The following is a 25,986-nucleotide window of genomic DNA, read 5'->3' on the forward strand; positions in this document are numbered from 1 at the left end:
TTCGTCCCGAGGTGAGCCGCCCATTCTATATCGTTTTTCCTTTCCGTCAACACCCTCGTGATGCTTTTTTTCGAGGTCACCGACGAGGCGATACAGCTGCCGTAGCGTTCGTCTTTCGACGTGGGCCGCTGCGGGGAGGCGAATAATACGGATTCCTGAGAACGCCGCAAGCCCTTTTGTGAATCTTTTTTGAAAGCCGCGTTAAATCAGGCGGATGCGAGCGAAGTTTCGCTTGCCCACCTGGAGCACGCCCTCGAATCCGGCCGTGAAGACGCGCGACGCATCCTCCACCACTTCGCCATCGATACGCACCGCGCGCTCCTTGAGCTTGCGATTCGCTTCCGAATTGCTTGGCGTGACCCCTGCCGCCGTCAACAATGCCGCCAGGCGAAAGCCCTCGGCGGGAGCGGGAATATCGGTCAACGGCAGCAATGAGGTGTCGCCCTCGCCACGGACCACCGCATGCCACCCTGCGATCGCTTGCTCAGCCGCAGCGGCATCGTGGAAACGCGTGGCCAGTTCCCGCGCCAGGCGCAGCTTGGCGTCGCGGGGGTTGAGTGCTCCGGAGGCGATTTCCACCTTCATGCGCAGCAGCTCCTCCATGGACACCTCAAAGCTCAGCAGCTCGAACCAGCGCCACATCAACTCGTCGCCGATCTTCATGGTCTTGGTGACGATGTCGATCGCCGGCTCGTTGATGCCGATGTAGTTGCCCAGGGACTTGGACATCTTGTTGACGCCGTCCAGGCCCTCGAGCAGGGGCATGGTCAGCACGATCTGCGGTGGCTGGCCGTGGTGCTCCTGGAGGGCCCGCCCCATCAGCAGGTTGAACTTCTGGTCCGTGCCGCCGAGTTCCACATCGCACTCCAGGGCCACGGAGTCGTAGCCCTGCACCAGCGGATAGAGGAACTCGTGGATGGCGATCGGCTGTTCGGCCTTGTAGCGCTTGGCGAAGTCGTCGCGCTCGAGCATGCGCGCCACCGTGTGCTGCGCCGCGAGCCGGATCATGTCGGCCGCACCCATCTTGCCGAACCATTCGGAATTGAAGCGCAACTCCGTCTTGTCCTTGTCGAGCACCTTGTAGACCTGCTCGGCGTAGGTTTCCGCGTTGGCCAGCACGTCTTCGCGGGTGAGCGGCTTGCGGGTGACGTTCTTGCCGGTGGGATCGCCGATCATGCCGGTGAAGTCGCCGATCAGGAAAATGACCTGGTGACCGAGATCCTGGAACTGGCGCATCTTGTTGAGCAGCACCGTATGGCCCAGGTGCAGATCGGGGGCGGTGGGATCGAAACCCGCCTTGATACGCAACGGCCGGCCCGTCTTGAGGCGCGCCTCGAGGTCTTCCTTCTTGATGATCTCGTCGGCACCGCGGGCGATCAGCGCCAGGGCCTGCTCCATGTCGTTCATGCGTACTCTCTATCGAAACGGAATTTTTTACCTTCACATTTGTATGTGAAGAGGGCGTGGGGGTTAATTGTGCGTTAACCGCAAGATGCGATGCAAAGCCTTGATGGGAAAGGCGTTGACGGCCTTTGCACACGGCCGCTATGGTACGCGACAAGTCGGGGCGAGCGGGTACAAGAAAGACAATGGGTGATGTGAACCGCGGAGCGCAAAGCGCACGCAAGCAGGCCATCCGGCGCAAGGCACAGCGCCGTCATTCGCACTTCTACGATAGCCGTGCCCACTGGTCTTTCAGTCGCAACGCGTCCGCCGAACCCCTCAGCTGGACACGCGAGCGCTGGATCCTCGCCGGAACCGCCTTCCTCCTCGTCATCCTGTCGGCCCTGGTGATCCCTGCCTGGGCAGGCGCCATGAAGAAGCAGACGCTCACCACCGCCATCCCGGCCGTGCATGCGGTAGTCCCCCTCGCGGTGCCGAAGATCGATCCCGCCTCGATCAAGCCGGTCGTTCCCGAGGAAACCTGGCAGACCGTGCAGGTGCAGCCTGGCCAGACGCTCGCCGACATCTTCCTCGCCCAGGGCCTCTCGATGACCGACCTGCAGCACGTCATCGACGGCGCGGGCGGCACCAAGGTCTTCCACCAGATCAAGCCAGGCCAGGAATTCCAGTTCCTCGTCGGCGGCGATCACGTCCTCAAGGGCGTGCGCTTCGACCAGGACGAGGCGACCATCGCCACGCTGCGCCTCGATGGCACCGCTCCCCAGCTCACCACGCAGCAGCGTGACGTGCAGCGTCGCGAACACATCGCCCACGGACTGATCGACAGCTCACTGTTCGGTGCGGCGTCGAAGGCCGGCATGAGCAACGCGATGGTGCTCAAGCTCGCCGAGGTGTTCAAGTTCGACATCGACTTCGTGCAGGACCTGCGCGTGGGCGACAACTTCACCGTCATCTACGACGATGTCTACAGCGATGGCGCCTTCCTTCGCGAAGGTGACATCGTCGCCGCGGAGTTCGTGAACCAGGGCAAGCGCTATACCGCCTACCGCTTCAAGAACAGCGACGGCAAGGTCAGCTACTTCAGCGAGGAAGGCCGCCCGCTCACCGGCTCGTTCCTGCGCATTCCGGTCGACTTCACCCGCATCTCCTCGCAGTTCAGCGCCGGGCGCATGCACCCGATCCTCGGCAAGATGCGCGCGCACAAGGGCGTGGATTACGCGGCGCCCTCGGGCACGCCCATCCACGCGGCGGGCGACGGCGTCGTGAAGTTCCGCGGCTGGATGAATGGCTACGGCAACTTCGTGGTGATCCAGCACAACGCCACGATCAGCACCGCTTACGGCCACATGTCGCGCTTCGCCAACCTGCGTGTCGGCCAGCGTGTTAGCCAGGGCAGCACCATCGGCTACGTCGGCATGACCGGCCTGGCCACCGGTCCGCACCTGCATTACGAATTCCGCGTCAACAACATGCAGCGCGATCCGCAGACGGTCACGCTGCCGAAGCCGGAGCCGCTGCCGGCGGCGCAGCTGGCGAAGTTCAAGAAGGAAGTGGTCGGTCCGCAGCTCGCCCGTCTCAACCAGGTGGACAGCAACGTCAAGCTCGCGCGTAACGACGCCGGCCAGCACAGCGCGGACTGATCCATGGCACCCACCATGGATGGCCTCTACCTCGGGCTCATCTCGGGAACCAGCGCCGACGGCATCGACGCCACGCTGGTTCGCTTCACCGATGGCCGCCCCAGCCTTCTCGCCGGATTGACCCATCCCTGGAACGATGCCCTGCGCACGCGCATCCTCGCCGTGGCGCAGGATGAACTCCGCCTCGACCTCGATGCCTACGGGCAACTCGACGTCGCCGTGGGCCATGCCTTCGCGGACGCGGCGCAGGCCGTCATCGGCGCGGCAGGCGTCGTCGCCGATGAAGTGCGTGCCATCGGCTCGCATGGCCAGACGATCCGTCACCGCCCCGGTGGCGACTTCCCCTTTACCTTGCAGATCGGCGATCCCTCGGTGATCGCCGAACGCACGGGCATCGACACCGTGGCCGACTTCCGCCGCGCCGACGTGGCCGCCGGAGGACAGGGTGCACCCCTGGTTCCCGCCTTCCATGCCACGGTGTTGCGCCCCGAGCGCGGCGCACGCGTGGTACTCAATCTCGGCGGCATCGCCAACGTCACCCGCCTGAGCGCGGCGGGTGACGTCACGGGGTTCGATACGGGTCCCGCCAACGGCCTCATGGATGCGTGGTGCCTGCGACATCGCGGCGAACCCTTCGACCGTGACGGTTCGTTCGCCGCGTCGGGCGGTGTCGACGAATCGCTGCTCGCCGAACTTCTCGACGACGCCTATTTCGCCCTACCGCCGCCCAAGAGCACGGGGCGCGAACACTTCCACCTCGCCTGGCTCGATGCGCACCCGCGCGTCGCGGAGCTGCCGCCGGAAGACGTGCAGGCCACCTTGCTCGCGCTGAGCGCGGAATCGGTGGCGGAGGCGATCGAACGCCACGCCGCCGACGCGGTGGACGTGGTCGCCTGCGGGGGCGGCGTGCATAACACCGCGCTGATGCACGCCATCGGTGCGCGATTGGGGGGCCGGTCCTTGCAGCCGAGTTCGGCGTTCGGCATCGATCCCGATGTCATGGAAGCCATGGCGTTCGCGTGGCTGGCGTATCGACGCCTGCGTGGCGAGCCGGGCAACCTGCCGGCCGTGACCGGTGCGCGGGGGTCGCGTTTATTGGGTGCGTTGTACGCCGCGCCCTGATTGGTCCGCCGCCCCCTGATTGGGACTGCTTCTGTGGGAGCCGCTTCAGCGGCGATGGGTGCTTGCCTCGACTTGGCCCGCTGCCGCGGGATCGCCGCTGAAGCGGCTCCCACAAGGGCGGCTCCCACAAGGGTGTCTTCCACAAGGGCGGCTCCGACACGAGCGGCTTCCGACAAGCGGGTGACTCCCCACCAAGGAAGGTCTCGCTAGAACGATTCGGTGGATGCCTTGACCGGGCGCGTGGCGGCGTCGGCCAGGGTCGACGGCGAGGCCTGGGCCAGTGCGGAAAGGGCTTCCTGGAAGGCCGCCTGCTCTTCCGCGTCCCACGCACCGGTCAGGTGCGCGATGTCGCCGGGCTCGAGCAATAGCTCGTTGAACACGTCGCCGGGACTCAAGCCGAGCCCATAGCGCAACGCGTGCAGGATCACCTCATTGATCGACCAGCGTCGTTCACGCGCGAGCGTTTTGATACGCTCGGCCATCTGCTCGTCGATGTGTCTCACAACGATATCCGGCACGTGCGTCACCTCCTCGCGCATGCCCCCTGTGGCGGCGATATTACACAGTTTTGGCCATTTGCGAAGATAGGTCGTCCGGCTTATCCCGCCTCGGCGGGACGCGGCATGCGGCGCCACAACAGGGCGAGCACGATCAAGGTCGGGACGATGGAAACGGTGCTGACCACGAACAGGGACGCATAGCCGGAGTCCTTCACCAGGAAGCCCGACAGACCTCCGATCAGCTTGCCCGGGAGATTGGCCAGCGCGCTCAGCAAGGCGTACTGCGTGGCGGTGAAGCTGCGATTGACCAGGCCCGACATGAAGGCGACCAGCACCGGACCCGCAAAACCTTGCGCGAAGTTGTCTCCCGAAAGGGTCGCCACGAAGGCCCATGTCTGGCCCGGGTTGGCCGCCATGATCAGGTAGAGCATGTTCGAGAGCGCCACGCCGATCGCGGAGACGACCAACAACCGGCGCATCTCGAAGCGCGTCACGGCCCAGCCACCCAACAAGGCGCCGACGATGCCCACGATCACCCCGTAGACTTTCGACACTTCCGCAATCTGCGTCTTGGTGAAACCCGCATCGAGGTAGAACGGATACGCCATCACCCCGAGCATCTGGTCGGGAAGCCGGAACAGCGCGACGAAAAGCAGCAACCCGAGCGCCAGGCCCAGGCCATAGCGGGAAAGGAAATCGCGGAACGGTCCGACGAAACCTTCCTGCACGGCCACACGCAACGGCACGCGCTCGCGCACGCGGTGCTCCGGCTCGCGCGCGACCAGGACGGTGATGAAAGGGATGACCAGCAGGCCACAGATGGCGACATAGCCGCCTTGCCAGCCGAAGGCGTCCGCCACCAACAAGATGCCGGCGCCGCCTGCGATCAGGCCGAAGCGATAGCCGAGGGTATACGTGGCCGCGAGGGCACCCTGCGCCTCCTGTGGCGCGATCTCGACGCGATAGGCATCCACGACGATGTCGATCGTGGCCCCAGCCAGCGCGGCGACGCCGGTCACGACCATGAAGCGGGGAAGCGACACATCCGGCGGCATCGCCGCCATCCCGAGCAGGCCGGCCGCCAGCAGCAGCAGGGCGAACATCAGCCAGCCGCGGCGCAGGCCGAGCCGGCCGAACAGCGGCAAGCGGAACTTGTCCACCAGCGGCGCCCACAGGAACTTGAAGTTATAGGCGAAGGTGACGTAGCTGGCGATGCCGATGGCGCCGTAATCCACGCCCGATTCCTTCAGCCAGGCCGACAACGTGTTACCGACCAGCAAGAACGGCAGCCCGGACGCGAGACCGAAGAACAACATGGTCACCGCGCCCGGCTGGGCGAACGCGGCGGCTATGCCACGCAGTCCCTTGTAGCGAACCGCTCCGGTCCCGGCCGCTTCGCTCACTCGGCGTAGTCCACGATAAATGGCGCATGGTCGGAGAAGCGCTCGTCACGATAGATCGAGCAATCGCGCAAGCGCTCGCGCAGGCCCGGCGTGACGATCTGGTAGTCGATACGCCAACCCACGTTGTTCGCGCGGGCTTGTCCGCGGTTGGACCACCAGGTGTATTCCACCGCGTCGGGCTTGATGGCGCGGAAACTGTCCACCCAGCCGATGTCCTTGAACAGCAGGTCGAGCCAGGCGCGCTCCTCGGGCAGGCAGCCGGAGTTCTTCTGGTTGGACGTCCAGTTCTTGATGTCGTTCTTCGTGTGCACGATGTTCCAGTCGCCGCACAGCACGTAATCGCGCCCGCTCGCGGCCCACTCGCGCAGGATCGGCGTCAGCCACTCCATGATCCGGAACTTGTACTGCTGGCGTTCGTCGCCGGAGGACCCGGAGGGGATGTAGAAGGAGACCACGCTGAGGTTCCCGTAGCGGGCCTCGATGTAGCGCCCCTCGCAATCGAAATCCTCCCTGCCCAGCGAGACGCGCACCTCGTCCGGCTCACGCTTGGAGTAGATCGCCACGCCGCTGTACCCTTTCTTGCTGCGGGCATCGTGATAGAAGCAGTGGTGGCCGTCCGGGCGGAACATCGGGTCGGTGAGCTGCGATTCCTGCGCCTTGGTCTCCTGCAGGCAGACGACATCGGCATCCTGTTTACGTAACCACTCGAACACGCCCTTGGTGGCGGCGGAGCGGATACCGTTGGCGTTCAGCGAAATAATGCGCATGGGACCTTGATCGGGTGTTCGGCAATGCGTGCATCATAACCTCCTATGAATCCGTCCATTCGCGTCCTTTCCGTCGACGAAACCTTGCGTGCCGCCGTGCTCGCGCTCGACGTCCATCCCGATCAACGGCCGTTCGTCGGCCATACCCGCGACTCGCTCGCCGACGTGGCGGTGTGCCCCGGCAGCGAGGCGCTCGCCTTGCTCCACGGCGACGAGGTGGTCGGCTACGTGCGCATCGACCGTCGGGCTTCCGCGCTGGCGGATCATCCGCTGGCCTCCGGAGCGGTCGCACTGCGCAGCTTCCTCATCGATGCCCCGTGGCAAGGCCAGGGCCTGGGCCGCGCTGCCCTGGACGCGATCCACGCGTACGTCGCCGGCCGCCATCCGGATCGCGAACGCATCCTCCTCACCGTGAACGTGCGCAACGAAGCGGCGCTGCGCGCCTACCAACGCGCCGGCTATCGCGACAGCGGCGAGTTGTACCATGGCGGCAGCGCGGGACCGCAGTACGTGTTGTGGTATCCGCTTGGCCCTTCGATCGACTGAGAGATTCCCGTGCACGACTACCAGCGCGAATTCATTGAGCTCACCCTCGCCCGCGATGTGCTTCGCTTCGGCGATTTCACGCTGAAATCCGGCCGCAGCAGCCCCTACTTCTTCAACATGGGCCGGATCGACAGCGGCGCCGCGCTCGCCCGGCTCGGCCGGGCTTATGCCGCGGCCGCCATGCGCTCGGGCGTGCCGTTCGACATGCTCTTCGGCCCGGCCTACAAGGGCATCGCCCTGGCCGCCGCCACGGCGATCGCCCTGGCCGATACGCAGGACCGCGACCTGCCCTGGGCTTACAACCGCAAGGAGGCCAAGGACCACGGCGAAGGCGGCACGCTGGTCGGCGCGCCCTTGCGCGGACGCGTGTTGATCGTCGACGACGTGATGACCGCCGGCACCGCCGTGCGCGAGTCGCTGGAGCTGATCCGGTCCCAAGGCGCCGAACCGGCCGGCGTGCTCATCGCGCTCGACCGGCAGGAGCGCGGCCAGGGCGAGCGCTCGGCGGCCCAGGAAGTCGCGGCGCAGTTCGGCATCCCCGTCATCGCCATCGCCACGCTGGCCGATGTCCTCACCTACGCCGGCGAGCGGCCGGAACTGGCCGCGGAACACGGGCGCCTGCTCGCTTATCGGGAACTCTACGGCGTGAAAGCGTGACCTGAAACGGCGACTGCGTCACGCGATCCACGCGACGTGCCGGCCCCGCACAACCTGTGGCCGCCCGCTGGCTATACTCCGCGCACAGGAGGGGAAACCATGCGAGCTGCGCGTTACATCCTGGCGGGGGCGGCATTGTGCATCGGCACGGCCGCTTTCGCCCAGAAGAACACCGCCAACAACAACGCCTACCGCTATCGCTGGAAGGACACCTCGGGGCAGTCGTACTTCAGCGACAGCCTCACGTCCGACGCGATGAAGGCCGGTTACGACGTGGTGAACAGCCAGGGCATGGTCGTGCGCCACGTCGACCGCCAGCTCACGGCGGACGAACGCGCGGCGGCCCGCAAGGTCGCCGACGCGCAGGCGGCGGCCCAGCAGGCGCAGCAGCAGCGGCAGCGTGAAGACGCGCAGATGCTGAACGCTTACCCGGACGAAGCCGCCTTCGCCGCCGCGAAGAGCGCCGAGGTCGACAACTTCGAACAGGCCGCGCGCACCACGCGACTGAACCTGCAGGGCCAGGAGAAGGCCTTGGCCGACCTGCTCACTCGCGCCGGCGACCTGGAGCGGGCCAAGCAGCCGGTGCCGAAGTACCTCAGCGATCGCATCACCGAACAACGCAACACGGTCGCCTCCCTCCGGGCGACGCTACAGCGCCAGCAGGCGGCCAAGGACACCGCCAAGACGAACATGGAAGCGCAGCTTCGCCACTATCGCGAACTGAAGGCGGCGGACGCCGCGAAGGGCGGCCGCTGACAGCGGCCCCACCTCAGAACGGCAGGGCCAAACTCCGATCCACCGCCAGCAGACGCAGGCGGAAAACCTGCTTGATGCGCTCCAGCGCCTTGCCGTTGTCGGCATCGAAGCGGAAGACCAGCGAGGGTGTCGTGTTGGATGCCCGCACGAGCCCCCAGCCATCCGGCCAATCGACACGGATGCCGTCGATCGTCGTCACCCGGGCATCGTCGAAGGTCGCGGAGGCGCGGAACGCCTCCATGAAGCGGAACGGCGCGCCCTCCTCCATCGACAGCTTCAGTTCCGGCGTGGACACGCTCTTGGGCAGGCCGTCGAAAATCTCGGCGGTGCTGCGTTCCTCCAGGTCGCCCGCGACGATCTCTAGCAGGCGTGCCGCCGCATAGATACCGTCGTCGAAGCCATACCAGCGGTTGTTGTCGGCGAAGAAGAAGTGGCCACTCATCTCACCGGCCAGTGCCGCGCCGGTCTCGCGCATCTTCGCCTTGATCAACGAATGACCGGTGCGCCACATCAGCGGTACGCCCGCGGCCTCCTGGATCACCGGGCGAAGATGCCCGGTGCATTTCACGTCGTAGATCACCGTGGCGCCGGGGTTGCGCGCCAGCACATCCTGGGCGAACAACATGAGCAACCGGTCGGGGTAGATGATCTCCCCTGCCTGGGTGACCACGCCGAGCCGGTCGCCGTCGCCATCGAAGGCGACACCGAGATCGGCGCCCACGGTGTGCACGGCCGCGATCAGGTCGCCGAGATTGCGGGGATCGGATGGATCGGGATGGTGATTCGGGAAGCGGCCGTCGACATCGCAGTACAGAGGGATCACCTCGCAGCCGATGTCCTCCAGGACCCGGGGCGCCACCAGTCCGGCCACGCCATTTCCGGCATCGACCACGACCTTGAGCCGGCGCTCGGCGGACACATCGCCGGCGATACGCGAAACGTAGGCCTCCACCACCGGTTGCTCGCGCCAGGTTCCGACGCCGTCCGACGGCAGGCGGTTTTCCATGATGCGCCGGTGCAGGTCGGCGATGGCGTCCTCGGCGAGCGTCTCGCCGCCGATCACGATCTTGAATCCGTTGTGGTCGGGAGGGTTGTGGCTGCCAGTGACGGACACGCCGCAGCCCGTGCCGAAATGGTAGGCGGCGAAATAGACCAGGGGCGTCGGCACCATGCCCAGGTCGATCACGTCGATCCCCGCCGCGCGCAGTCCGTCCGACAAGGCGCCCGCGAGTTCCGGCCCCGACAACCTGCCGTCGCGGCCGATCACGATCTCACGCAGGTCGCGTTCGGCCATCAACGCGCCGATGGCCTGGCCGATGCGATGGGCCACGCCGGGATTCAACGCGCCACCGGCGACGCCACGGATGTCATAGGCACGGAAGATGGAGGCATCCACTTCCTCCGGGGCACTCACCGTGGGACGTGGCAGCGCCGTCGCGGTCGACGGCGCCGGTGGCAGGCGCGGCTTGCGCACCACGTCGGCCACGAGCACGGGTTCTTCCGGCTCGGGTTCCTCGGCGGCGACCGGCTGCCGGCGCAGGGCCCAGAGGAGGACCGCGCCACCGCCAAATCCGACCAGGGCCAGCAGAGCAGCGAGCGCCACGGAGTGCGGAATGACGATGAAGGCACGCGGCATCGCCGCGAATACATAGAGGGAAGTACCCGCCACGCGTTGCCCTTCGGCCTCCAATTCGGCGGAACGCGAGCCGTGCGAGAGCAGCGACAAGCTGTCATGCCCATCGCCCTGACGCAGTTCGATACGCCCCGCTCCCGGCGAGGCCGCCTCGAACCGCGCCGCCACGTCGTCGAAGGGATACTCGAGCCAGATCCAGGCACGCACGCCGCCGTCGGCGGCCACGGGTTCCACCATGGTCAAGCGGCGCTCGTTGCCGTGCAGCGACGTGGAGGCGGGCGGCGTCTCGCTGGCCCCCAGCGCGGCCATCAGCTGGGCGGCCTTGGCATAGCCGAATTCGCGGTAATTGGCGCGCACGACCTCATCCAGGCCGCCGCTGTACACCTCGACCGCGTGCACGCCCTTCAGCTGCGCGCGCAACCGCTCGGCCACCGCCGCGCGATCGTCGGTCGCCGCCGCGAGACCGCTCTCGGCGAGCGCGCGTTGTACCTGCTGGCGCTTGCCGGCGATCAGGTCGTCGAGCGCCTTGACCGTTTGCCGTTGTGCCGTCCGCGTCCGTTCGGCCGCATCGCCTTCGTCGGCGATCAACCAGGCCTGCCACGCGGAGAACGCGCCGGCGACCAGCAATATCGTCGCGCCCACCAGGGGCAGCAGACGTCGCAGATCGATCCGGAGCGCATGCCCCGCCCCTCCCTCTTTCCGAGCCATGGTGCCCCTTGTGTCGTCTCGGCCGATCAGCCGATGCCGGTGGAACCGAATCCTCCCTCGCCCCGCTGCGAGGGGGTGAATCCGTCGACGACGCGCAAGCGCGCCCGTCCCACCGGCACCAGCAACAATTGCGCAATCCGGTCGCCTGGCGCGATGGTAAGGGTCGCGATCCCGCGGTTCCAGCAGGAAATCATCAGCGGCCCCTGGTAGTCCGCGTCGATCACACCCACCAGGTTGCCCATCACCAGGCCTTGCTTGTGTCCGAGCCCCGAACGCGGAACGATCAGAGCACACCACGCCGGATCGCCGATGTGAATGGCCATGCCGGTGGGCACCAGCAGGCTTTCGCCCGGCGCCAGCGTCACCGGTGCCTCCACCGCCGCACGCAGGTCCATGCCGGCGCTACCCAGGGTGGCGGGTTCGGGCAGGGGAATGGAGTCGCCCAGGCGGGCGTCGAGGATCTTCAGTTCGATGTCGATCAAGGCGTGGTTCCGGAGCCGGAGAGGAATCGTTCCGCGATACGCGCGACCAGGCGGCGGGCCAGCTCGGTCTTGGGCATCTGGGGCAAGGTGTCGTCGCCATCGCGCCAGTAGACATGCAGGGCGTTGTCGGCCACTTCGAAACCCTTGCCGCCGCCCACTTCGTTGGCCGCGATCATGTCGATGCCCTTGCGCCGGAGTTTTTCCTGGGCATACGCGGCGAGCGCGCTGGTTTCCGCCGCGAAGCCGACCAGGAAGGGTCGCTTCGCCTGGGCCGCCAGCGCCGCGATGATGTCGGGGTTTTCGGTGAGTTCGAGCCGCAACGGCGCGCCGTCGGCTTTCTTCAATTTGTGGGCCGCCGCTTCGAGCGGGCGGTAGTCGCCGACCGCGGCGGCACCGATGTAGATGTCCGCGCCGGACGCCGCCGTGAGCACCGCCTCGTGCATCTGCCGGGCGCTGCGCACATCGATACGGCGTACGCCGTGCGGCGTGGGCAGGGAGACGGGGCCCGCCACGAGGACGACCTCCGCGCCGGCGTCGCGCGCGGCGGCGGCGACGGCAAAACCCATGCGACCGGAACTGCGATTGCCGATAAAGCGCACCGGATCGATGTCCTCGTAGGTCGGACCCGCGCTGACCACCACCGTGCGCCCGCGCAGCGGCTGCTCGCCGAACGAGGCCACCAGGATGTCGCGCAACTCGTGCGGTTCCAGCATCCGCCCGGAGCCGATATCGCCGCAGGCCTGGTCACCGTCCGCCGGCCCGAGCACGCCCACGCCACGCACGCGCAGCGTGCCCACGTTCGCCTGCACGGCCAGGTTGGCCCACATCTGCTGGTTCATCGCCGGGGCGACATAGACCGGCGCCGCCGTGGCGAGGACCACGGTGGAAAGGAGGTCGTCGGCGAAACCGTGCGCAAGCCGTGCCAGGGTGTTGGCGCTGGCCGGCGCGATCAGCACGCGTTCGGCCCAGCGGGCCAGTTCGATATGGCCCATGGCGGCTTCGCCCTGCTCGTCCCACAGGCTCACCCGCACGGGTTGCCCCGACAGCGCCTGGAAGGTGGTGGGCGTGACGAAATGCGTGGCGCCTTCGGTCATCACCACGCGTACCTCCGCCTCGAGGTCGCGCAGCCGGCGCACGAGCTCGCAGACCTTGTAGGCGGCGATGCCCCCGGTGACGCCAATCAGGATGCGACGCTGGCGAAGAGTCATGACGAAACGACGCTGTTCGGAAGACACGTTAGCTTAACGGATTTCCGCCATACGACCGGCGCACGATTTTTCAGAATCGTTCTATCGTCATGCCTCCGTCGCAACTCTATGTTGTAGGTCGCGCCGCGATTCCGTCGGCAAGACACCAAGGTGAACCGATGAAGCACGGGCCCGATCGTCCCTCCGCCGTCCGCGATGCGCCGATGGCGCCCGTTGCCTTCCGTCCCCAGCCCATTCGCCAGTGGGCGTCCCACGATCGCCCCCGGGAGCGCCTGCTCACCCACGGCGCCGCCGCGCTGTCCGACGCCGAACTGCTCGCCGTCCTGCTTGGTAACGGAAGCGCGGGCTGCGACGCCGTGGCGACCAGCCGCGCCCTCCTTTCCTCGGCGGGCAGCCTTGGCAAGCTGCTTGCCGATCCCGGCCACGTGGCGCCGGTGGCCGGCGTGGGTCCGGTGAAGCGGGCGCGCCTGATGGCGACGCTGGAACTGGCGCGGCGTGCCTTGGGCGAAGGGCTCGTCGACCTGCCCCGCCTGGAAAGCCCGCGCGACAGCGCCCAGTACCTCCGGGCGAAGCTGTGCCACCTGCCGTATGAGGTATTCGCCTGCCTGTTCCTCGATACCCGGCACCGCGTCCTCGCCTACGAGCAGTTGTTCCGCGGCACCATCGACGGCGCCAGCGTCTACCCCCGCGAGGTCGTCCGCGCATGCCTCCGGCACCACGCCAGCGCCGTCATCCTCGCCCATAACCATCCTTCCGGCGTCGCCGAGCCCAGCCGGGCCGACCGCGACATCACCCGGACCCTGGTGGATGCCCTCGGCCTGATGGAAATCCGCGTGCTGGACCACATGATCATCGGCCAGGGCGAACCCGTCTCCATGGCCGAACGCGGCATGCTGTGAACACGAACAAAAAAAACGGCGCGAGTGCCGCTCGCGCCGTTCTGGGTCACCTTTCGAGGGAGGGGTGGGTAACCCGCCGTGCCTTGGGCCGGGGAGACACCGGGCACGAAACGAATTGTGACGGCGGGCGATGACAAGTCCGTGACGCGTCGCTTCAACGCCGGTGACGCCGGTGACGGCCTTGCAAATTTCGACTTATGCACATTGGGCGAATTCCTCACTTGGCCGTCACAGCTGTTGTCAGAACACAGATCAATGACCCAACTAATTGAATTATTAGATCTTTATATATTACGAACCGGTGTCACCGACCCAGCGCCACCTCGAGCTTCGAAAAACGGTCTTATTGCCCACAGAGTTATCCACAGGCTGTGGATGATGCGAGACCCGTCACGACCGGCCGGCGCGCCCCTTCTGATAGGATTGCCGGTTCCATATCCGCGCCGCGTATTCCGTGAAACAAGAGCTGAAACAACTCGTCCTGCAGGCCATCGGTGCGCTGCGGGAGTCCGGCAAGCTGCCGTCCGACTTCGTCGCCCCCGTCTTCGTCATCGAACGTACCCGTAGCCGCGAGCACGGCGACTTCGCGACCAATGCCGCGATGATGATGGCCAAGACCGCCGGGCGTAAGCCGCGGGATATCGCCGCCGACCTCGTCGAGGCGATGCCGGCGTCCCCGTGGGTGGGCAAGGTCGAGATCGCCGGACCCGGTTTCATCAATTTCTTCCTCGCCCCGGCCGCTTTTCACGCGGAGATCGACCGCGCGCTAGGCGAAGGCGATCGTTACGGCCGCAACCGGGATGGCGCCGGCCGCACGGCGGGCGTCGAGTTCGTCTCGGCCAACCCCACCGGCCCCCTGCATGTCGGCCACGGCCGCGCGGCCGCCATCGGCGACAGCCTCGCCCGCTTGCTGGACGCGGCGGGTTGGAAGGTATTCCGCGAGTTCTATTACAACGACGCCGGCGTCCAGATCGCGAACCTTGCCCTCTCGACGCAGGCACGGGCCAAGGGCATCGCCCCGGACGAGCCCGGCTGGCCGGAGTCCGGTTACCGTGGCGACTATATCGCCGAGGTGGCCCGGGCCTTCCTGGCCGGCGAATCCGTCGAGGCCGATGGCGAGACCGTCACCGCCACCGGTGACCCCGACAACCTGGACGACGTGCGCCACTTCGCCGTGGCCTACCTGCGCCACGAGCAGGACCTCGACCTCAAGGCCTTCGGCGTCGGCTTCGACGTCTATTACCTGGAGTCGTCGCTCTATACCGAGGGCAAGGTCGAGGAAACCGTGCGGGAGCTGGTCGCCCACGGCCACACCTACGAGGAAGGCGGCGCGCTCTGGCTGCGCTCCACGGATTTCGGTGACGACAAGGACCGCGTCATGCGCAAGTCCGACGGCACCTACACCTATTTCCTGCCTGACGTGGCCTACCACCGCACCAAGTGGCAGCGTGGCTACGAGCGCGCGATCACCGAACTCGGCTCCGATCACCACGGCTCCCTGGCGCGCGTGAAGGCCGGCTTGCAGGCGCTGGACACGGGCATTCCGAAGAACTGGCCCGAGTACGTGCTGCACCAGATGGTCACCGTCATGCGTGGTGGCGAGGAAGTGAAGATCTCCAAGCGCGCGGGTTCATACGTCACGCTGCGCGACCTGATCGACGAAGCCGGACGTGACGCCACGCGCTACTTCCTCATCGCACGCAAGGCCGATTCGCAGCTGGTGTTCGACATCGACCTGGCCCGTTCGCAAAGCAACGACAACCCCGTGTACTACATCCAGTACGCCCACGCGCGCGCCTGCCGCGTGTTCCGCGAACTGGCCGATCGTGGCTTGTCCACCGACCGTGGCAACGGCCTGGCGAAGCTCGACCTGCTCGCGACGGAGCACGAGTCGGCGCTGATGGTGCAGCTGTCGCGGTATCCGGAAATGGTCGAGGCCGCGGCGGCCAATCTGGAACCGCACCTGATCGCGCAGTACCTGCGTGAACTCGCCGGCGAGCTTCACAGCTACTATCACGAGCATAAGTGGATCGTCGACGACGCCGACCTGCGCGACGCCCGCCTCGCCCTGGTGGCCGCCACGCAGCAGGTGCTCAGGAACGGTCTGGATCTGCTGGGCATTTCCGCCCCGGAGAGCATGTAATGGCAACACGCAAGAAGGGCAAAGGCCGTCAGGCCGTCCGCAATGGCTCGAGCGGCATGCCGGGCTGGAGCTGGGCACTGATCGGCATTCTCGCCGGCGCCCTGCTCATGGCTTTCGCGATGCGCGGCACCTGGATGCCGATGATGCACCCGCAGGATGGTCCCGCGCCGAACCCGCAGGCCACCGCGCAGAAGGGTAGCGACCCGGGCGTGGTGGATCAGGCCGAGCCGGAGAAACCGAAGAAGCCGTCGTACGACTTCTACTCGGTGTTGTCCGAGAAGGAAGTGCGGATTCCCGATGCGGAAATCCGCGCGCAGGCCAGCGCCGAGGCGCAGCAGAAGCAGCAACAGCAGGCTGCGCAGCAACAGGCCGCGGCACAGCAGCAGGCGGTCGCGGCTCAGCAGGCACAGGCCAGCGCGGCGGCGGCGAACCTGCCGAAGGCGACGACGCAGACGGTCACCGCCGCGCCTGCGCAACAAGCGCCGGCAGCCGCATCCGGCAGTGCCGGTTACCTCCTGCAGGTCGGCGCGTTCCCGAGCGCCGCCGACGCCGAGGCCTTGAAGGCGAAGCTCGCACTGCAAGGCTTCGTCGCCAACGTGCAGTCGGTGAAGGTCGGCGCGCAAACCTACAACCGCGTGCGCCTCGGGCCGTTCAAGTCGGCGACCGAACTGGAAGGCACCAAGCAGCGCCTGCAATCGGCGGGCATCAGTGCCATCGCCTTGAAGGAAGGTGGCTGAGTCGAAGCGTCCGGCTATGCCGGACGCTTCAGCCGGATCAACGCCGAGATATCGTCGTCGCCGTAGCCCTGGGCCATCAGTTCGCCGAAATCGGCCAACGACTGCTCGATGATCGTGCGGTCCGTCCCGGCCTCGCTGGCGATGCCACGGACGATACCGAGATCCTTGTGCAGCAAGGCCAGCTTGAAGCCCACCGAGAACTCGTTGCGCAACATCGTCGCGCCGCGCTTGTCGAGGAACCAGTTTCCGGCGGCGCCAGCAGCGAGCGTGGGAATCAGGCGTTCCGCTTCGAGGCCGAGTGCTTCGCCCAGCGCCAGCCCTTCCGTCACGGCCTGGGCGATACCCGCCACCAGCACCTGGTTCACCGCCTTGGTGGCCTGTCCGCTGCCGACCTGGCCCATGTGCGTGATGCGTAAGCCGTAGGCTTCCAGCACGGGCCGGGCGCGCTCCAGAACGTCTGCGTCGCCGCCGACCATCACCGACAATTTGCCGTTCTTCGCGCCTTCGACGCCACCCGAGACCGGGGCATCGAGGAAGTCCGCGCCTGCCTCGGCGAGGATGCGCGCCGCCCTGATGGCGGTGGCTGGCGCGACCGTCGAATGATCGATGACGATGGCGCCCTTCTTCAACGAAGGCGCCAGCGCTTCCACCACGCCGATGACGTCGGCATCGGCGCTGACGCAGAGCGCGATCACATCGCACGAGGCCGCGATATCCGCCAGGGCGGGCGCGGCGACACCCAGTTCCTTCGCCAGCGCATCGGCCTTCGCCTGGCTGCGGTTGCCGACGGCCGCGAGCAGGCCCTTCGTGTGGAGATGGCCGGCCATGGGCGCGCCCATCGCACCCAGTCCGATGAAAGCCGCCTTGAGGCTCATGCGCCTGCCCCCGTGGTTTCCGCAAGATAGGTGTAGCCGGTAAGGCCCTTGTCCAGCGACGCGGCCAGCGTCTCCGCCTCCACGCCGGCAATACCCGCCGCCGCGATACGCTCGGCATAGGTCTGGCGCAGCACCTTGAGGTCGTAGCCGACGTAGTCGAGCATGAGGTCGGTCGTATCGCCGTGGCGGATGTGCGCGAACTCGTAGCCGTCCTTCGTGGCGCGGACGTTCACCGCATCGGTATCGCCGAACAGGTTGTGGATGTCGCCGAGGGTCTCCTGGTAGGCGCCCACCATGAAGATGCCGAGGCGATACGACTCGTCGTCCTTCAGCGAATGCAGCGGCAGGCTCACGTCCACGCCTTCCGCGTCCACGTAGTGGTCGATGCGTCCGTCGGAGTCACAGGTGAGGTCGGCGATGACGCCACGGCGCGTCGGCTCTTCGTCCAGCCGCGAGATCGGCACGATCGGGAAGATCTGGTCGATCGCCCAGATGTCCGGCACCGATTCGAAGACGGAGAAGTTCACGAAGTACTTGTCCACAAGCTTCTCGTCCAGGTCGTCCAGGGCCTGCCGGTGGGCACGCTCCGCCGGAAGCAGGCGCGGCCGTACCGCGTTGGCGATGGCATAGAACAGTTCATCGAGCTTCGCCCGGTCGCGCAAGTCGAGCTGGCCCAGCGCGTAAAGGGTCTGGCCCTCGGCGAAATGGTGTTGCGCCTCGTGGAAGAGTTCCAGCGGAGGCCGGTGGTCGAGTTCGGCATGGGTCTCGCGCAGGTGGCGAAGCACCATGGGCTCACCCTCGCGCGCCGCGGGGATGGCTCCCTGCGGAAGCGACTCCACTTCGCTGACGTTCACCACCATCACCGCGTGGTGCGCCGTCATGGCGCGACCCGACTCGGTGAAGATCACGGGCGCCTTCATGCCGTGCTCCGCCACGGCCTCGGCCAGCGGCTGGATGATGCTGGCCGCGTACTGTTCGAGGCTGTAGTTGATCGAGTTGTAGCTGCGCGAGCGGGTGCCTTCGTAGTCCACGCCCAGGCCACCGCCGACGTCGACGATCTCGAGCGGCACGCCCAGGCGATGCAACTCGACGAAATAGCGGACGGCCTCGCGCATGCCCGCGGCGATGTCGCGGACGTTGGAGATCTGCGAGCCCATGTGGAAGTGCTGCAGCTTCAAGGTGTGCTTGAGCCCCGCGGCCTCCAGGCGCTGGATCAGCTCCAGCACCTGGCCGGGGCTGAGACCGAACTTGCCCTTGTCGCCGCCCGTGTTCTGCCACTTGCCGGCGCCGATCGAGGACAGGCGCACGCGGACGCCGAGCAGTGGCTCGACATCCAGCGCCTTGGCCTCGGCGAAGACGTGGTCCAGTTCGGACAGCTTCTCGATGACGATGTGGACGCGCAGGCCGAGCTTCAGGCCGATGAGCGCGAGGCGGACGTATTCGCGGTCCTTGTAGCCGTTGCAGACCACCATGCTGCCCGGCCGCGCGTGGGCGAGCACCGCCATCAACTCCGGCTTCGAGCCGGCTTCCAGGCCGAAGCCCTGCTCGCCGGCGGCGACCAGTTCACTGACCACGCCGCGCTGCTGGTTCACCTTGATCGGGTAGATGGCCGTGTAGGAGCCGCCGTAGCTCGCGTCGTCGATCGCCTTGGCGAAGGCCTGCTGCAAGCGGGCCAGGCGGTCGGCGAGGATGTCGGGGAAGCGCACGAGCAAGGGCAGGCGCAGGCCTTCGGCGGTCGCCTCGGCGACGATGGCCGGCAGGTCGAGGGCCGGACCCTCGTCGCCGCGGGGGCGCATCAGCAGGTGGCCGTCGTCGCCTACGTCGACGTAGCCGTTGCTCCAGTGAGGGATCGCATAGGTCAGCTTCGCGCGATCGGTGGTCCAGTTCGTCATGGGTGTGACGATCTCCAAGTGATTGTGTCGTGTCCCCGGAAGGGGGCGCGGAACAGTCGCAGCGGCGAACCTTGACCTGAAGCGAGCCTGGCGGCCGGGAGCCTCGCACGCCGCGGGGCCGACCAGACTTTCTTGCTGCACGCGGCCCGGTGCGGGCACGGCAGGCCGCCTATTGTAGCGGCGCCTCGTGACATCCGGGTATCGGCCGACCCCCTTGTAAGGCTCCGCTCACGCATCAGGCAGGGCAAGGACTTGGCCGCATTCCGGCCCGGAGCCGGTACAATCTGGGGTTTGGCCCCCTTACCCGTTTCCAGGAAAGCGTCATGTCGCAGCAGCAGCTCAGCTGGTTTACCGAAGCCCACCAGGCTTCGGGATCCTCCATCGGTTTCCGCGTCGAGCGCCTGTTGCACGCCGAGAAGACCCCGTTCCAGACGATCGAGATCTACCAGACCACCGACTGGGGCAACCTCATGGTGATCGACGGCTGCGTGATGCTCACCGGCCGCGACAATTTCCTCTACCACGAGATGATGACCCACCCGGCGCTGTTCACCCACGCCCGCGCCAAGCGCGTGGTGATCATCGGTGGCGGCGACTGCGGCACGCTGCGCGAAGTGCTCAAGCACGAGGAAGTCGAGACGGCCACCCAGGTCGAGATCGACGAGCGCGTCACCCGCCTCGCCGAGGAGTACTTCCCGGAACTGTGCGACGCCAACAACGACCCGCGCGCCGAACTCCTGTTCATCGACGGCATCAAGTACATGGCCGAGGCCGATCCGGAATCGATCGACCTCATCATCGTCGACTCCACCGACCCGGTCGGCCCGGCGGAAGGCCTGTTCAACGCCGCCTTCTACGCCAGCTGCTACAAGGCGCTGCGTCACGGCGGCATCCTGGTGCAGCAGTCGGAATCGCCGCTGGCGCACATCGAGTTGATCAAGGCCATGCGTTCGGCCATGCGTACGTCGGGCTTCAAGGCCGTGCGTACCCTGCCGTTCCCGCAGCCGTGCTACCCCACCGGCTGGTGGAGCTGCACCATGGCCCGCAAGGACGGCGATCTCTCGGGCTTCCGCGAGCGCGGCGCCATCAGCAAGAACTTCGCCACGAAGTACTACAACGCCGACATCCACAAGGGCGCCCTGGCCCAACCGGAGTTCATGCGCGAGGCGCTGGGCGAGTAAAGCCACCGGGCGGTGGGAGCCGGCAAAGCCGGCTCATGTTGCCGGCCCGTGGGAGCCGATGGTGGGAGCCGGCTTTGCCGGCGATCCCGCGGCAGCGGGCCAGGGTGAGGCAAGCACCTCATCGCCGCTGAAGCGGCTCCCACAACAGCACAACAGCATCGGCTCCCACCATCAGGGGCGGCTCCAACCGGTTAGGGCGGGTTCGCGCTCCGTACTATTTCTCGACCTTGGCCGGTTCCCAGCCGGCGGGCGCTTCGGGCGGCATGCCGTAGGCACGCAGCGAAGCCAGGATCACGCTCATTTCCGTGCCGCCGCTGCGGGCCAGCGCCAGCAGCTTCTGCGCGGTGGCCTTGTCACCCTGGGCCTGCATGTTGAGTTGGGCGAAACGCTGCATCTGCCAGACCAGGTTGAGCCGGGCGTTCTTCGCCGCCTGCTGGTCGGCCGCATCCGGCGACAGCGTCTCGCGCAGGTGCAGGCCGAGCGAACGGCCGAGCGGGCTGCTGCCCCATTCCAGCACCTTGGCCAACTTCAGGCAGTCGCCGACCACGCCCGCGTCGGACTTGTTGTCCTCGCAGTACTTGGCCGTCGCCTGGAATCCGGGCAAGGGTTGCGCACTGGCGAGACCGAAGACGATCACCATCTGCACGCCGGCGGCCCCTGCACCTTGCAGCGGGTTATAGGTGTCGGCCGGCGGCGGGAGCTGGCTCACCGAATTGGCCAGCGCCTTGAGGCTGGCGCCGAGGTAATCGTCGTAGAGCTTGGCGTTGGCGGCACGGGTGAGGTCGGCGCGCACGGCGTCGCCGGCGCCGGCATGTTGGTCCACGCCCAGTTTCAGCAGCCACACGGCCGCGTTGTCCGGCGCCTGTTTCTCCAGCACGCCCAGCGCATCGGTATTCGGGCAGGTGCCGGCCTTCGCATCGCAGTCGGCCAGACGGGCCCAGGCCACCTGCGGGCCGGCGTCGGCGTTGCGCGAGGCGCGCTCGAGCAGGGCGTGGTAGGTCAATACCTCGGGGGGATCCGCCAGCGGACGGGCCAACAGGGCGGCGCCCAACAAGGGTTCGGCCTCGGTGCGCAGCGCAAGCACGCTGGCGAGGTCCTTCTGGAACTGCAACAAGGCCTTGGTCTGGTCCTTCTGCACGACCGGTCCCTTGGCGGGACCCTTCGTGGCGCCAGGCCACGGCGTGGCCGCCATGACGGGCAGGGAAAGCAGGCCCGCCAGGGCCAGGGTCAGGACGCGGCATCCCCGCATGGGCCCATCTCCGTGAAATAAAACGACAAGCATACGGCTCCACCATGAACGGAAGCTGCGCCTGGACGATGCCATTCGCGGCAAGGTTGTTACTATCGGAAACCGCGCGGGGGGAACGCTGGCCCTTGGTCCGCATGACCGCACGACCCAATCCTGCGACAGAACAGGAGTTTAGAATGGATCAATTCGCCCTATTCGCCAGCGAGCGCGCTGGCTTCTTCGTCGGCTGGGGCACCCTGTCGCTGATCAACGCCGGTCTTGCCCAGGGCAAGAACCGCGGCGGCTTGCTCTGGTGGGTGCTTTCCCTGTTCCTCGGCCCCTTGGCCACGCTGATCCTCGTGATCCTGCCGAAGGTACGCGCCAAGATGTTCTGAGGCGTGCGGCCGCGCGCTCCTACCACCGGCGGCCCGGGATGTGTAGGCTAGGAGCCCTCCCAAGGCAGGTGCTCGCGGATGCTTACGACGCTCGTGGCAAGCAGCAAGGGTGGTTGCGGCAAGACGACGCTGGTTACCCAGCTCGCGACACACTGGGCGCAGACCGGAAAACAGACGGCCGTCATCGACGCGGACCGTCAGCATTCGAGCTTGCGCTGGGTCGGTCGCCGTCCCGAGAACGCACCGGGCATTACCGCTATCGAAGGCAGTCGCAGAGCTTTCGACCGCCTGCCGGGCGACGTGCAGCGGGTCATCGTGGACACTCCCGCCGGCGTCGGCGAAAAAGATCTCGAACCCTATCTTGAACGCGCCGATGTCATCATCGTGCCCGTCCTGCCCTCCCATTTCGACCTGGATGCGACCCTCGACTTCCTTACGATGTTGCGAGGCATCAGCCGGGTGAAGCGTGGGAAATTGCCCGTCGGCCTCGTAGGCAACCGGCTGAAGCCGTGGACCAACGCCAGCCAGGCCGCCATCGCCGAACTGGGCGAACGCGCCCCCTTTCCTGTCGTTGCGGAACTTCGCGACTCCCAAGCGTACGTATTGCTCACGGCGCTCGGTAAGGGCATCTTCGATTACCACTCGGAAAATGTACGCGGGCATCAGGAAGACTGGGCGAAACTGCTACGCTGGATAAAGCGCAGCACCTGAGCCGACCGGGGCCGCGTCATCGATCACGCCACCTTGCGGTGGCACAGCGGAGGACGGTACCCATGCGAGAACTCATCCTGTTGCGTCACGCGGAAGCGGAACCCGGCGAAGGCAAGGACGATCGCGAGCGACGACTCACCGAACACGGCAAACACGAGGCCCGCGCGGCGGGCGAATGGCTGTCATCGCATCACGTCACCTACGACCGCATCCTCTGTTCCCCCTCCGAGCGAACCAAGGAAACCGCGGCGCTGGCCCTCGGCCAAGTCGAGCCCTCCTACGAACCGGCCATCTACGACGCCACCCCCGGCGACCTGTTCGATCTTCTCGACCAGCACAAGGATGCGGAGCGGGTGGTCCTGGTAGGCCACAACCCCGGCATCGAACAACTCGTCGCCTTCCTCGTCGAAGGGCGTTCCGAGGACTACCGCGGCATGCCGCCCGCCGGCATGGCTCGTCTTCGCTTCGATGGTTCCCTGGAACCGGGCAAGGCCAAGCTCGAGACATTCTGGTCACCTCCGAACTGAGTCCGTCGAATGCGCCACCTGTTGCCGGCGATCGCCATGCTCCTGTCGGCGGCGCCATTGTCCGCCGCCGACCTGCGCATCGATCCCTTGCGTTCGCGCGCCGAGTTCAGCGTCCGCCTGCTCTGGGTGAGCACCGTATCGGGTAGCTTCGACGGCATCCGTGGCGATCTGGTCATCGATCGCGCGGCGCGGACCGCCGTGGTCAACGCCGACATCGACACCGAAAGCATCCGCATGGACTCGGCCCGCTTGCGGCGCTGGGTCCTTGCGCCGGAGTTCTTCGACGCGAAGCACCATCCGCGTATCCATTTCGAGTCGGAACCAACAGCCCTGCAACTGCTGAGCGAGGGCGGCGACGTGCAAGGCAAGCTCACCATGCGCGGCGTGACCCAGCCGGTGACCTTCCGCCTGCAGGCCAATCGCTGCCCACCGGAGGCACTGGCCGGGTGCGTGCTGCAACTCCAGGGCATGATCGACCGCACCGATTTCGAGATGCGTGGGCGGCGCGGCGCGCTATCGGATCGCGTGAACCTGGGCATGGCCATCGTATTGACGCCCCCTTAGGCAAGAGGGCCGGGCCGGCCGGCTCACGTGGCGTTGTCGAGGCTCGCCTATGATCTGCGCCATGCGCCGCCTTCCCACGACCCTGCTCCTTGCCGCCGTCCTCGCCACGAGCGGCTGCTCCCTGTCGCGCGCGCGCATCCAGAAGGCCGACGCGGTGGTGACCCTCACCGTCGACCGGCAAGACAGCTGCGACCCGGCGGACACCAGCCATTGCGCCACGCCCTCTCCACTCATCGATGCCGCCATCGAGGCGAACGCCGCCTCGACACCCACGCTCCCGGTGAACGTGGCGACGCTTCTCGAAGATGGCGAAAGCGCCATGGCGGCACGCATCAACCTGATTCGCTCGGCGCGGAAGTCGATCGACGTGCAGACCTATATCTGGGAACAGGACGACGCGGGCAAGCTGGTCCTCGACGAACTGGTCAAGGCGGCGCGCCGGGGCGTGCACGTACGCATCCTCGCCGACCAGCTGTTCTCGTTCCGCGACCCGGGCCTGCTCGCGGCGCTGGCCCGCGCCAGCGACCGCATGGAGATCCGCCTCTACAACCCGACCTTCCACAGCGCCCGAACCCCGCCGCTGGAGTTCGCCGCGGGCATCCTCTGCTGCTTCTACAAGTTCAACCAGCGCATGCACAACAAGCTGCTGGTGGTCGACGACCTCATCGGTATCACCGGTGGCCGGAACTACGAGGACCGCTACTTCGACTGGGACGAGACCTTCGACTACATCGACCGCGACGTCATGGTCGGTGGCCCCGCCGCGAAGGCGATGGGCGCCAGCTTCGAACAATTCTGGACGCACAAGCGTTCCGCCCAGCTGACCCACCTGCGCGACGTGAACCGCGAACTCCTTGCCGATACCGACGATCCCCGTCACTGGAACGTTCCCACCTATGAACGCCCCGACCGCGTCGCGCAGATCGTCGCCGATGCCGGGGACCCCGCCTGGATCGAGGAACACCTCAGCCGGGCTTCCCTGCGCATGAACCGCGTGGAGTATCTCTCCGACCTGCCCGGCAAGACCGACGAACCGAAGCGCCGCGAGGTACGTGCGCTCACGCGTCACATCATGGGCCTGCTGCGCAATGCGAAGAACGAGATCGTGCTGCAGACGCCTTACCTGGTGATGAGCAAGCCCGCGCAGAAACTCTTCAGTGGACTGCGCCAGCAGGAGGACCCGCCGCGCGTCGTGGTCTCCACGAACTCGCTGGCCTCCACGGATGCCTTCGCCGTGTATGCGATGTCCTACAAGCATCGCAAGCGCTACCTCACCGACTACGGCTTCGAGATCTATGAACTCAAGCCGCACCCGGCGGACAGCGATATCGACGAACTCGAAGGCCGCTCGACCGAGATAGCCACGCCGCCGCTGGCCGCACAGGGCACCGGCAAGGGCGGGCGTGGGCGCGGTTCGTCGCAAGGCGCCTCGTCCGGACGGCCGGGACCGCCGTCGGAAGCGGCGGGCTTTCTCGGCATCGGCAGCCGTTCGGGGCGCGGCGCGCGCAGCCGCCCGGCGCCGCTGCTGACGGCCGGTGTCCGTTTCGGCCTGCACGCGAAGTCGATCGTGGTCGACGACACCTTCGCCATGGTCGGCACGCACAACTTCGACCCGCGCTCGGACCACTACAACACCGAGTCGGGCGTCATCGTCTACGACAAGCGCTTCGCCGACCGCCTGCGCGACTCGATCATGCAGGACACCCGTCCGGGCAACGCCTGGGTGATCGCGCCGCGGCAGAAGTCGATCCCGGTGTTGTCGTCGGTCAATGAATTCATCGGCGACGTCTCCGAACGGCTGCCGTTCTTCGACCTCTGGCCGTTTCGCTACGCCACCAGCTACGAACTCAAGCCCGGCTGCATCCCGATGCGCTGGAGCGACCCGCGATTCTTCGAATGCTACGAACCGGTGGGCGACTTCCCGGAAGTGGATGTTTCACTGAAATTGATCTACACGCGGATGATCACGGCCTTCGGTTCGTCCGCGGCCGGCATTCTCTGAACGGCG

24 protein-coding genes are annotated in these 25,986 nt (G+C 66.7%); 14 read left to right on the top strand and 10 right to left on the bottom strand.

Translation table 11 applies throughout. The features are described 5' to 3' along the window. Positions 1–201 precede the first annotated feature (201 nt). The gene (tyrS, locus tag AB6730_RS13755) at positions 202–1,407 is read right to left on the bottom strand and encodes a tyrosine--tRNA ligase (RefSeq protein ID WP_371024173.1); all 1,206 of its coding nucleotides are present in this window, start codon (positions 1,405–1,407) and stop codon (positions 202–204) included. Between the two features lie 182 nt (positions 1,408–1,589). Between tyrS and AB6730_RS13760 the strand changes: the two genes are divergently transcribed. Next, positions 1,590–3,044, top strand: a complete 1,455-nt coding sequence (locus AB6730_RS13760) for an OapA family protein (protein WP_371024174.1) — start codon at positions 1,590–1,592, stop codon at positions 3,042–3,044. A gap of 3 nt (positions 3,045–3,047) precedes the next feature. Beyond that, the gene (locus AB6730_RS13765) at positions 3,048–4,166 is read left to right on the top strand and encodes an anhydro-N-acetylmuramic acid kinase (protein ID WP_371024175.1); all 1,119 of its coding nucleotides are present in this window, start codon (positions 3,048–3,050) and stop codon (positions 4,164–4,166) included. Between the two features lie 206 nt (positions 4,167–4,372). On the opposite strand, the gene AB6730_RS13770 is transcribed toward AB6730_RS13765, so the two are convergent. The 3 genes from AB6730_RS13770 to AB6730_RS13780 form a co-directional block, all read right to left on the bottom strand. Further along, positions 4,373–4,684: a hypothetical protein gene (locus tag AB6730_RS13770; protein ID WP_371024176.1), complete on the bottom strand. Its 312-nt coding sequence runs from the start codon at positions 4,682–4,684 to the stop codon at positions 4,373–4,375. Positions 4,685–4,764: 80 nt separating this feature from the next. Beyond that, entirely contained in the window at positions 4,765–6,069 is a 1,305-nt protein-coding gene (locus AB6730_RS13775) for an MFS transporter (RefSeq protein WP_371024177.1), read from the bottom strand. After that, positions 6,066–6,836: an exodeoxyribonuclease III gene (locus AB6730_RS13780; protein WP_371024178.1), complete on the bottom strand. Its 771-nt coding sequence runs from the start codon at positions 6,834–6,836 to the stop codon at positions 6,066–6,068. The genes AB6730_RS13775 and AB6730_RS13780 overlap by 4 nt, the downstream gene beginning before the upstream one ends. Positions 6,837–6,881: 45 nt before the next feature. Here AB6730_RS13780 and AB6730_RS13785 point away from each other — a divergent pair, with 45 nt between their 5' ends. From AB6730_RS13785 to AB6730_RS13795, 3 genes are all read left to right on the top strand, one after another. Beyond that, the gene (locus AB6730_RS13785) at positions 6,882–7,382 is read left to right on the top strand and encodes a GNAT family N-acetyltransferase (RefSeq protein WP_371024179.1); all 501 of its coding nucleotides are present in this window, start codon (positions 6,882–6,884) and stop codon (positions 7,380–7,382) included. A 9-nt stretch (positions 7,383–7,391) separates the two neighbouring features. Further along, on the top strand, positions 7,392–8,039 hold the full coding sequence (pyrE, locus tag AB6730_RS13790) for an orotate phosphoribosyltransferase (RefSeq protein WP_371024180.1): 648 nt from the start codon (positions 7,392–7,394) through the stop codon (positions 8,037–8,039). Between the two features lie 99 nt (positions 8,040–8,138). Then, positions 8,139–8,795 carry a DUF4124 domain-containing protein gene (locus tag AB6730_RS13795; RefSeq protein ID WP_371024181.1) on the top strand — a complete coding sequence of 219 codons (657 nt, stop codon included), beginning with the start codon at positions 8,139–8,141 and terminating at the stop codon, positions 8,793–8,795. 13 nt (positions 8,796–8,808) lie between these two features. On the opposite strand, the gene AB6730_RS13800 is transcribed toward AB6730_RS13795, so the two are convergent. The 3 genes from AB6730_RS13800 to coaBC are packed head-to-tail and all read right to left on the bottom strand — an operon-like array spanning position 8,809 to position 12,826. Beyond that, positions 8,809–11,136: a phosphomannomutase/phosphoglucomutase gene (locus AB6730_RS13800; protein WP_371024182.1), complete on the bottom strand. Its 2,328-nt coding sequence runs from the start codon at positions 11,134–11,136 to the stop codon at positions 8,809–8,811. Between the two features lie 26 nt (positions 11,137–11,162). Further along, complete coding sequence (gene dut, locus AB6730_RS13805) at positions 11,163–11,618, bottom strand: dUTP diphosphatase (protein WP_306848862.1); 456 nt, start codon at positions 11,616–11,618, stop codon at positions 11,163–11,165. Further along, the gene (coaBC, locus tag AB6730_RS13810; protein ID WP_371024183.1) at positions 11,615–12,826 is read right to left on the bottom strand and encodes a bifunctional phosphopantothenoylcysteine decarboxylase/phosphopantothenate--cysteine ligase CoaBC; all 1,212 of its coding nucleotides are present in this window, start codon (positions 12,824–12,826) and stop codon (positions 11,615–11,617) included. The genes dut and coaBC overlap by 4 nt, the downstream gene beginning before the upstream one ends. Positions 12,827–13,029: 203 nt before the next feature. Here coaBC and radC point away from each other — a divergent pair, with 203 nt between their 5' ends. The 3 genes from radC (at position 13,030) to AB6730_RS13825 (ending at position 16,605) form a co-directional block, all read left to right on the top strand. Then, complete coding sequence (gene radC, locus AB6730_RS13815) at positions 13,030–13,725, top strand: DNA repair protein RadC (RefSeq protein ID WP_371024314.1); 696 nt, start codon at positions 13,030–13,032, stop codon at positions 13,723–13,725. Positions 13,726–14,179: 454 nt separating this feature from the next. Continuing rightward, positions 14,180–15,868, top strand: coding sequence for an arginine--tRNA ligase (argS, locus tag AB6730_RS13820; RefSeq protein ID WP_371024184.1), 1,689 nt, complete (start codon positions 14,180–14,182; stop codon positions 15,866–15,868). Continuing rightward, on the top strand, positions 15,868–16,605 hold the full coding sequence (locus tag AB6730_RS13825) for an SPOR domain-containing protein (protein ID WP_371024185.1): 738 nt from the start codon (positions 15,868–15,870) through the stop codon (positions 16,603–16,605). Before argS ends, AB6730_RS13825 begins: the two co-directional genes overlap by 1 nt. Before the next feature lie 14 nt (positions 16,606–16,619). Here the strand turns inward: AB6730_RS13825 and AB6730_RS13830 are convergent, their stop codons facing one another. Continuing rightward, the gene (locus AB6730_RS13830) at positions 16,620–17,480 is read right to left on the bottom strand and encodes an NAD(P)-dependent oxidoreductase (protein WP_371024186.1); all 861 of its coding nucleotides are present in this window, start codon (positions 17,478–17,480) and stop codon (positions 16,620–16,622) included. After that, complete coding sequence (speA, locus tag AB6730_RS13835; RefSeq protein ID WP_371024187.1) at positions 17,477–19,372, bottom strand: arginine decarboxylase; 1,896 nt, start codon at positions 19,370–19,372, stop codon at positions 17,477–17,479. Before speA ends, AB6730_RS13830 begins: the two co-directional genes overlap by 4 nt. 323 nt (positions 19,373–19,695) lie before the next feature. On the opposite strand from speA, the gene speE reads away from it, so the two are divergent. Then, positions 19,696–20,553, top strand: a complete 858-nt coding sequence (gene speE / locus AB6730_RS13840; RefSeq protein WP_371024188.1) for a polyamine aminopropyltransferase — start codon at positions 19,696–19,698, stop codon at positions 20,551–20,553. Between the two features lie 214 nt (positions 20,554–20,767). On the opposite strand, the gene AB6730_RS13845 is transcribed toward speE, so the two are convergent. Beyond that, positions 20,768–21,802 (bottom strand): hypothetical protein, encoded by a 1,035-nt coding sequence (locus AB6730_RS13845; protein WP_371024189.1) that lies wholly within the window; start codon positions 21,800–21,802, stop codon positions 20,768–20,770. A 176-nt stretch (positions 21,803–21,978) separates the two neighbouring features. Here AB6730_RS13845 and AB6730_RS13850 point away from each other — a divergent pair, with 176 nt between their 5' ends. The 5 genes from AB6730_RS13850 (at position 21,979) to AB6730_RS13870 (ending at position 25,980) form a co-directional block, all read left to right on the top strand. Next, positions 21,979–22,176: an antitermination protein NusB gene (locus AB6730_RS13850; RefSeq protein ID WP_371024190.1), complete on the top strand. Its 198-nt coding sequence runs from the start codon at positions 21,979–21,981 to the stop codon at positions 22,174–22,176. A gap of 78 nt (positions 22,177–22,254) precedes the next feature. After that, on the top strand, positions 22,255–22,887 hold the full coding sequence (locus tag AB6730_RS13855) for an AAA family ATPase (RefSeq protein ID WP_371024191.1): 633 nt from the start codon (positions 22,255–22,257) through the stop codon (positions 22,885–22,887). A gap of 62 nt (positions 22,888–22,949) precedes the next feature. Beyond that, entirely contained in the window at positions 22,950–23,414 is a 465-nt protein-coding gene (locus AB6730_RS13860; protein WP_371024192.1) for a histidine phosphatase family protein, read from the top strand. Between the two features lie 9 nt (positions 23,415–23,423). Then, on the top strand, positions 23,424–23,978 hold the full coding sequence (locus AB6730_RS13865) for a YceI family protein (protein ID WP_371024193.1): 555 nt from the start codon (positions 23,424–23,426) through the stop codon (positions 23,976–23,978). A gap of 61 nt (positions 23,979–24,039) precedes the next feature. Next, positions 24,040–25,980, top strand: coding sequence for a phospholipase D-like domain-containing protein (locus AB6730_RS13870; RefSeq protein WP_371024194.1), 1,941 nt, complete (start codon positions 24,040–24,042; stop codon positions 25,978–25,980). Positions 25,981–25,986: the final 6 nt, after the last annotated feature.

This window comes from Luteibacter sp. RCC_6_2 (genome assembly GCF_041360655.1).
Lineage (GTDB): Bacteria > Pseudomonadota > Gammaproteobacteria > Xanthomonadales > Rhodanobacteraceae > Luteibacter.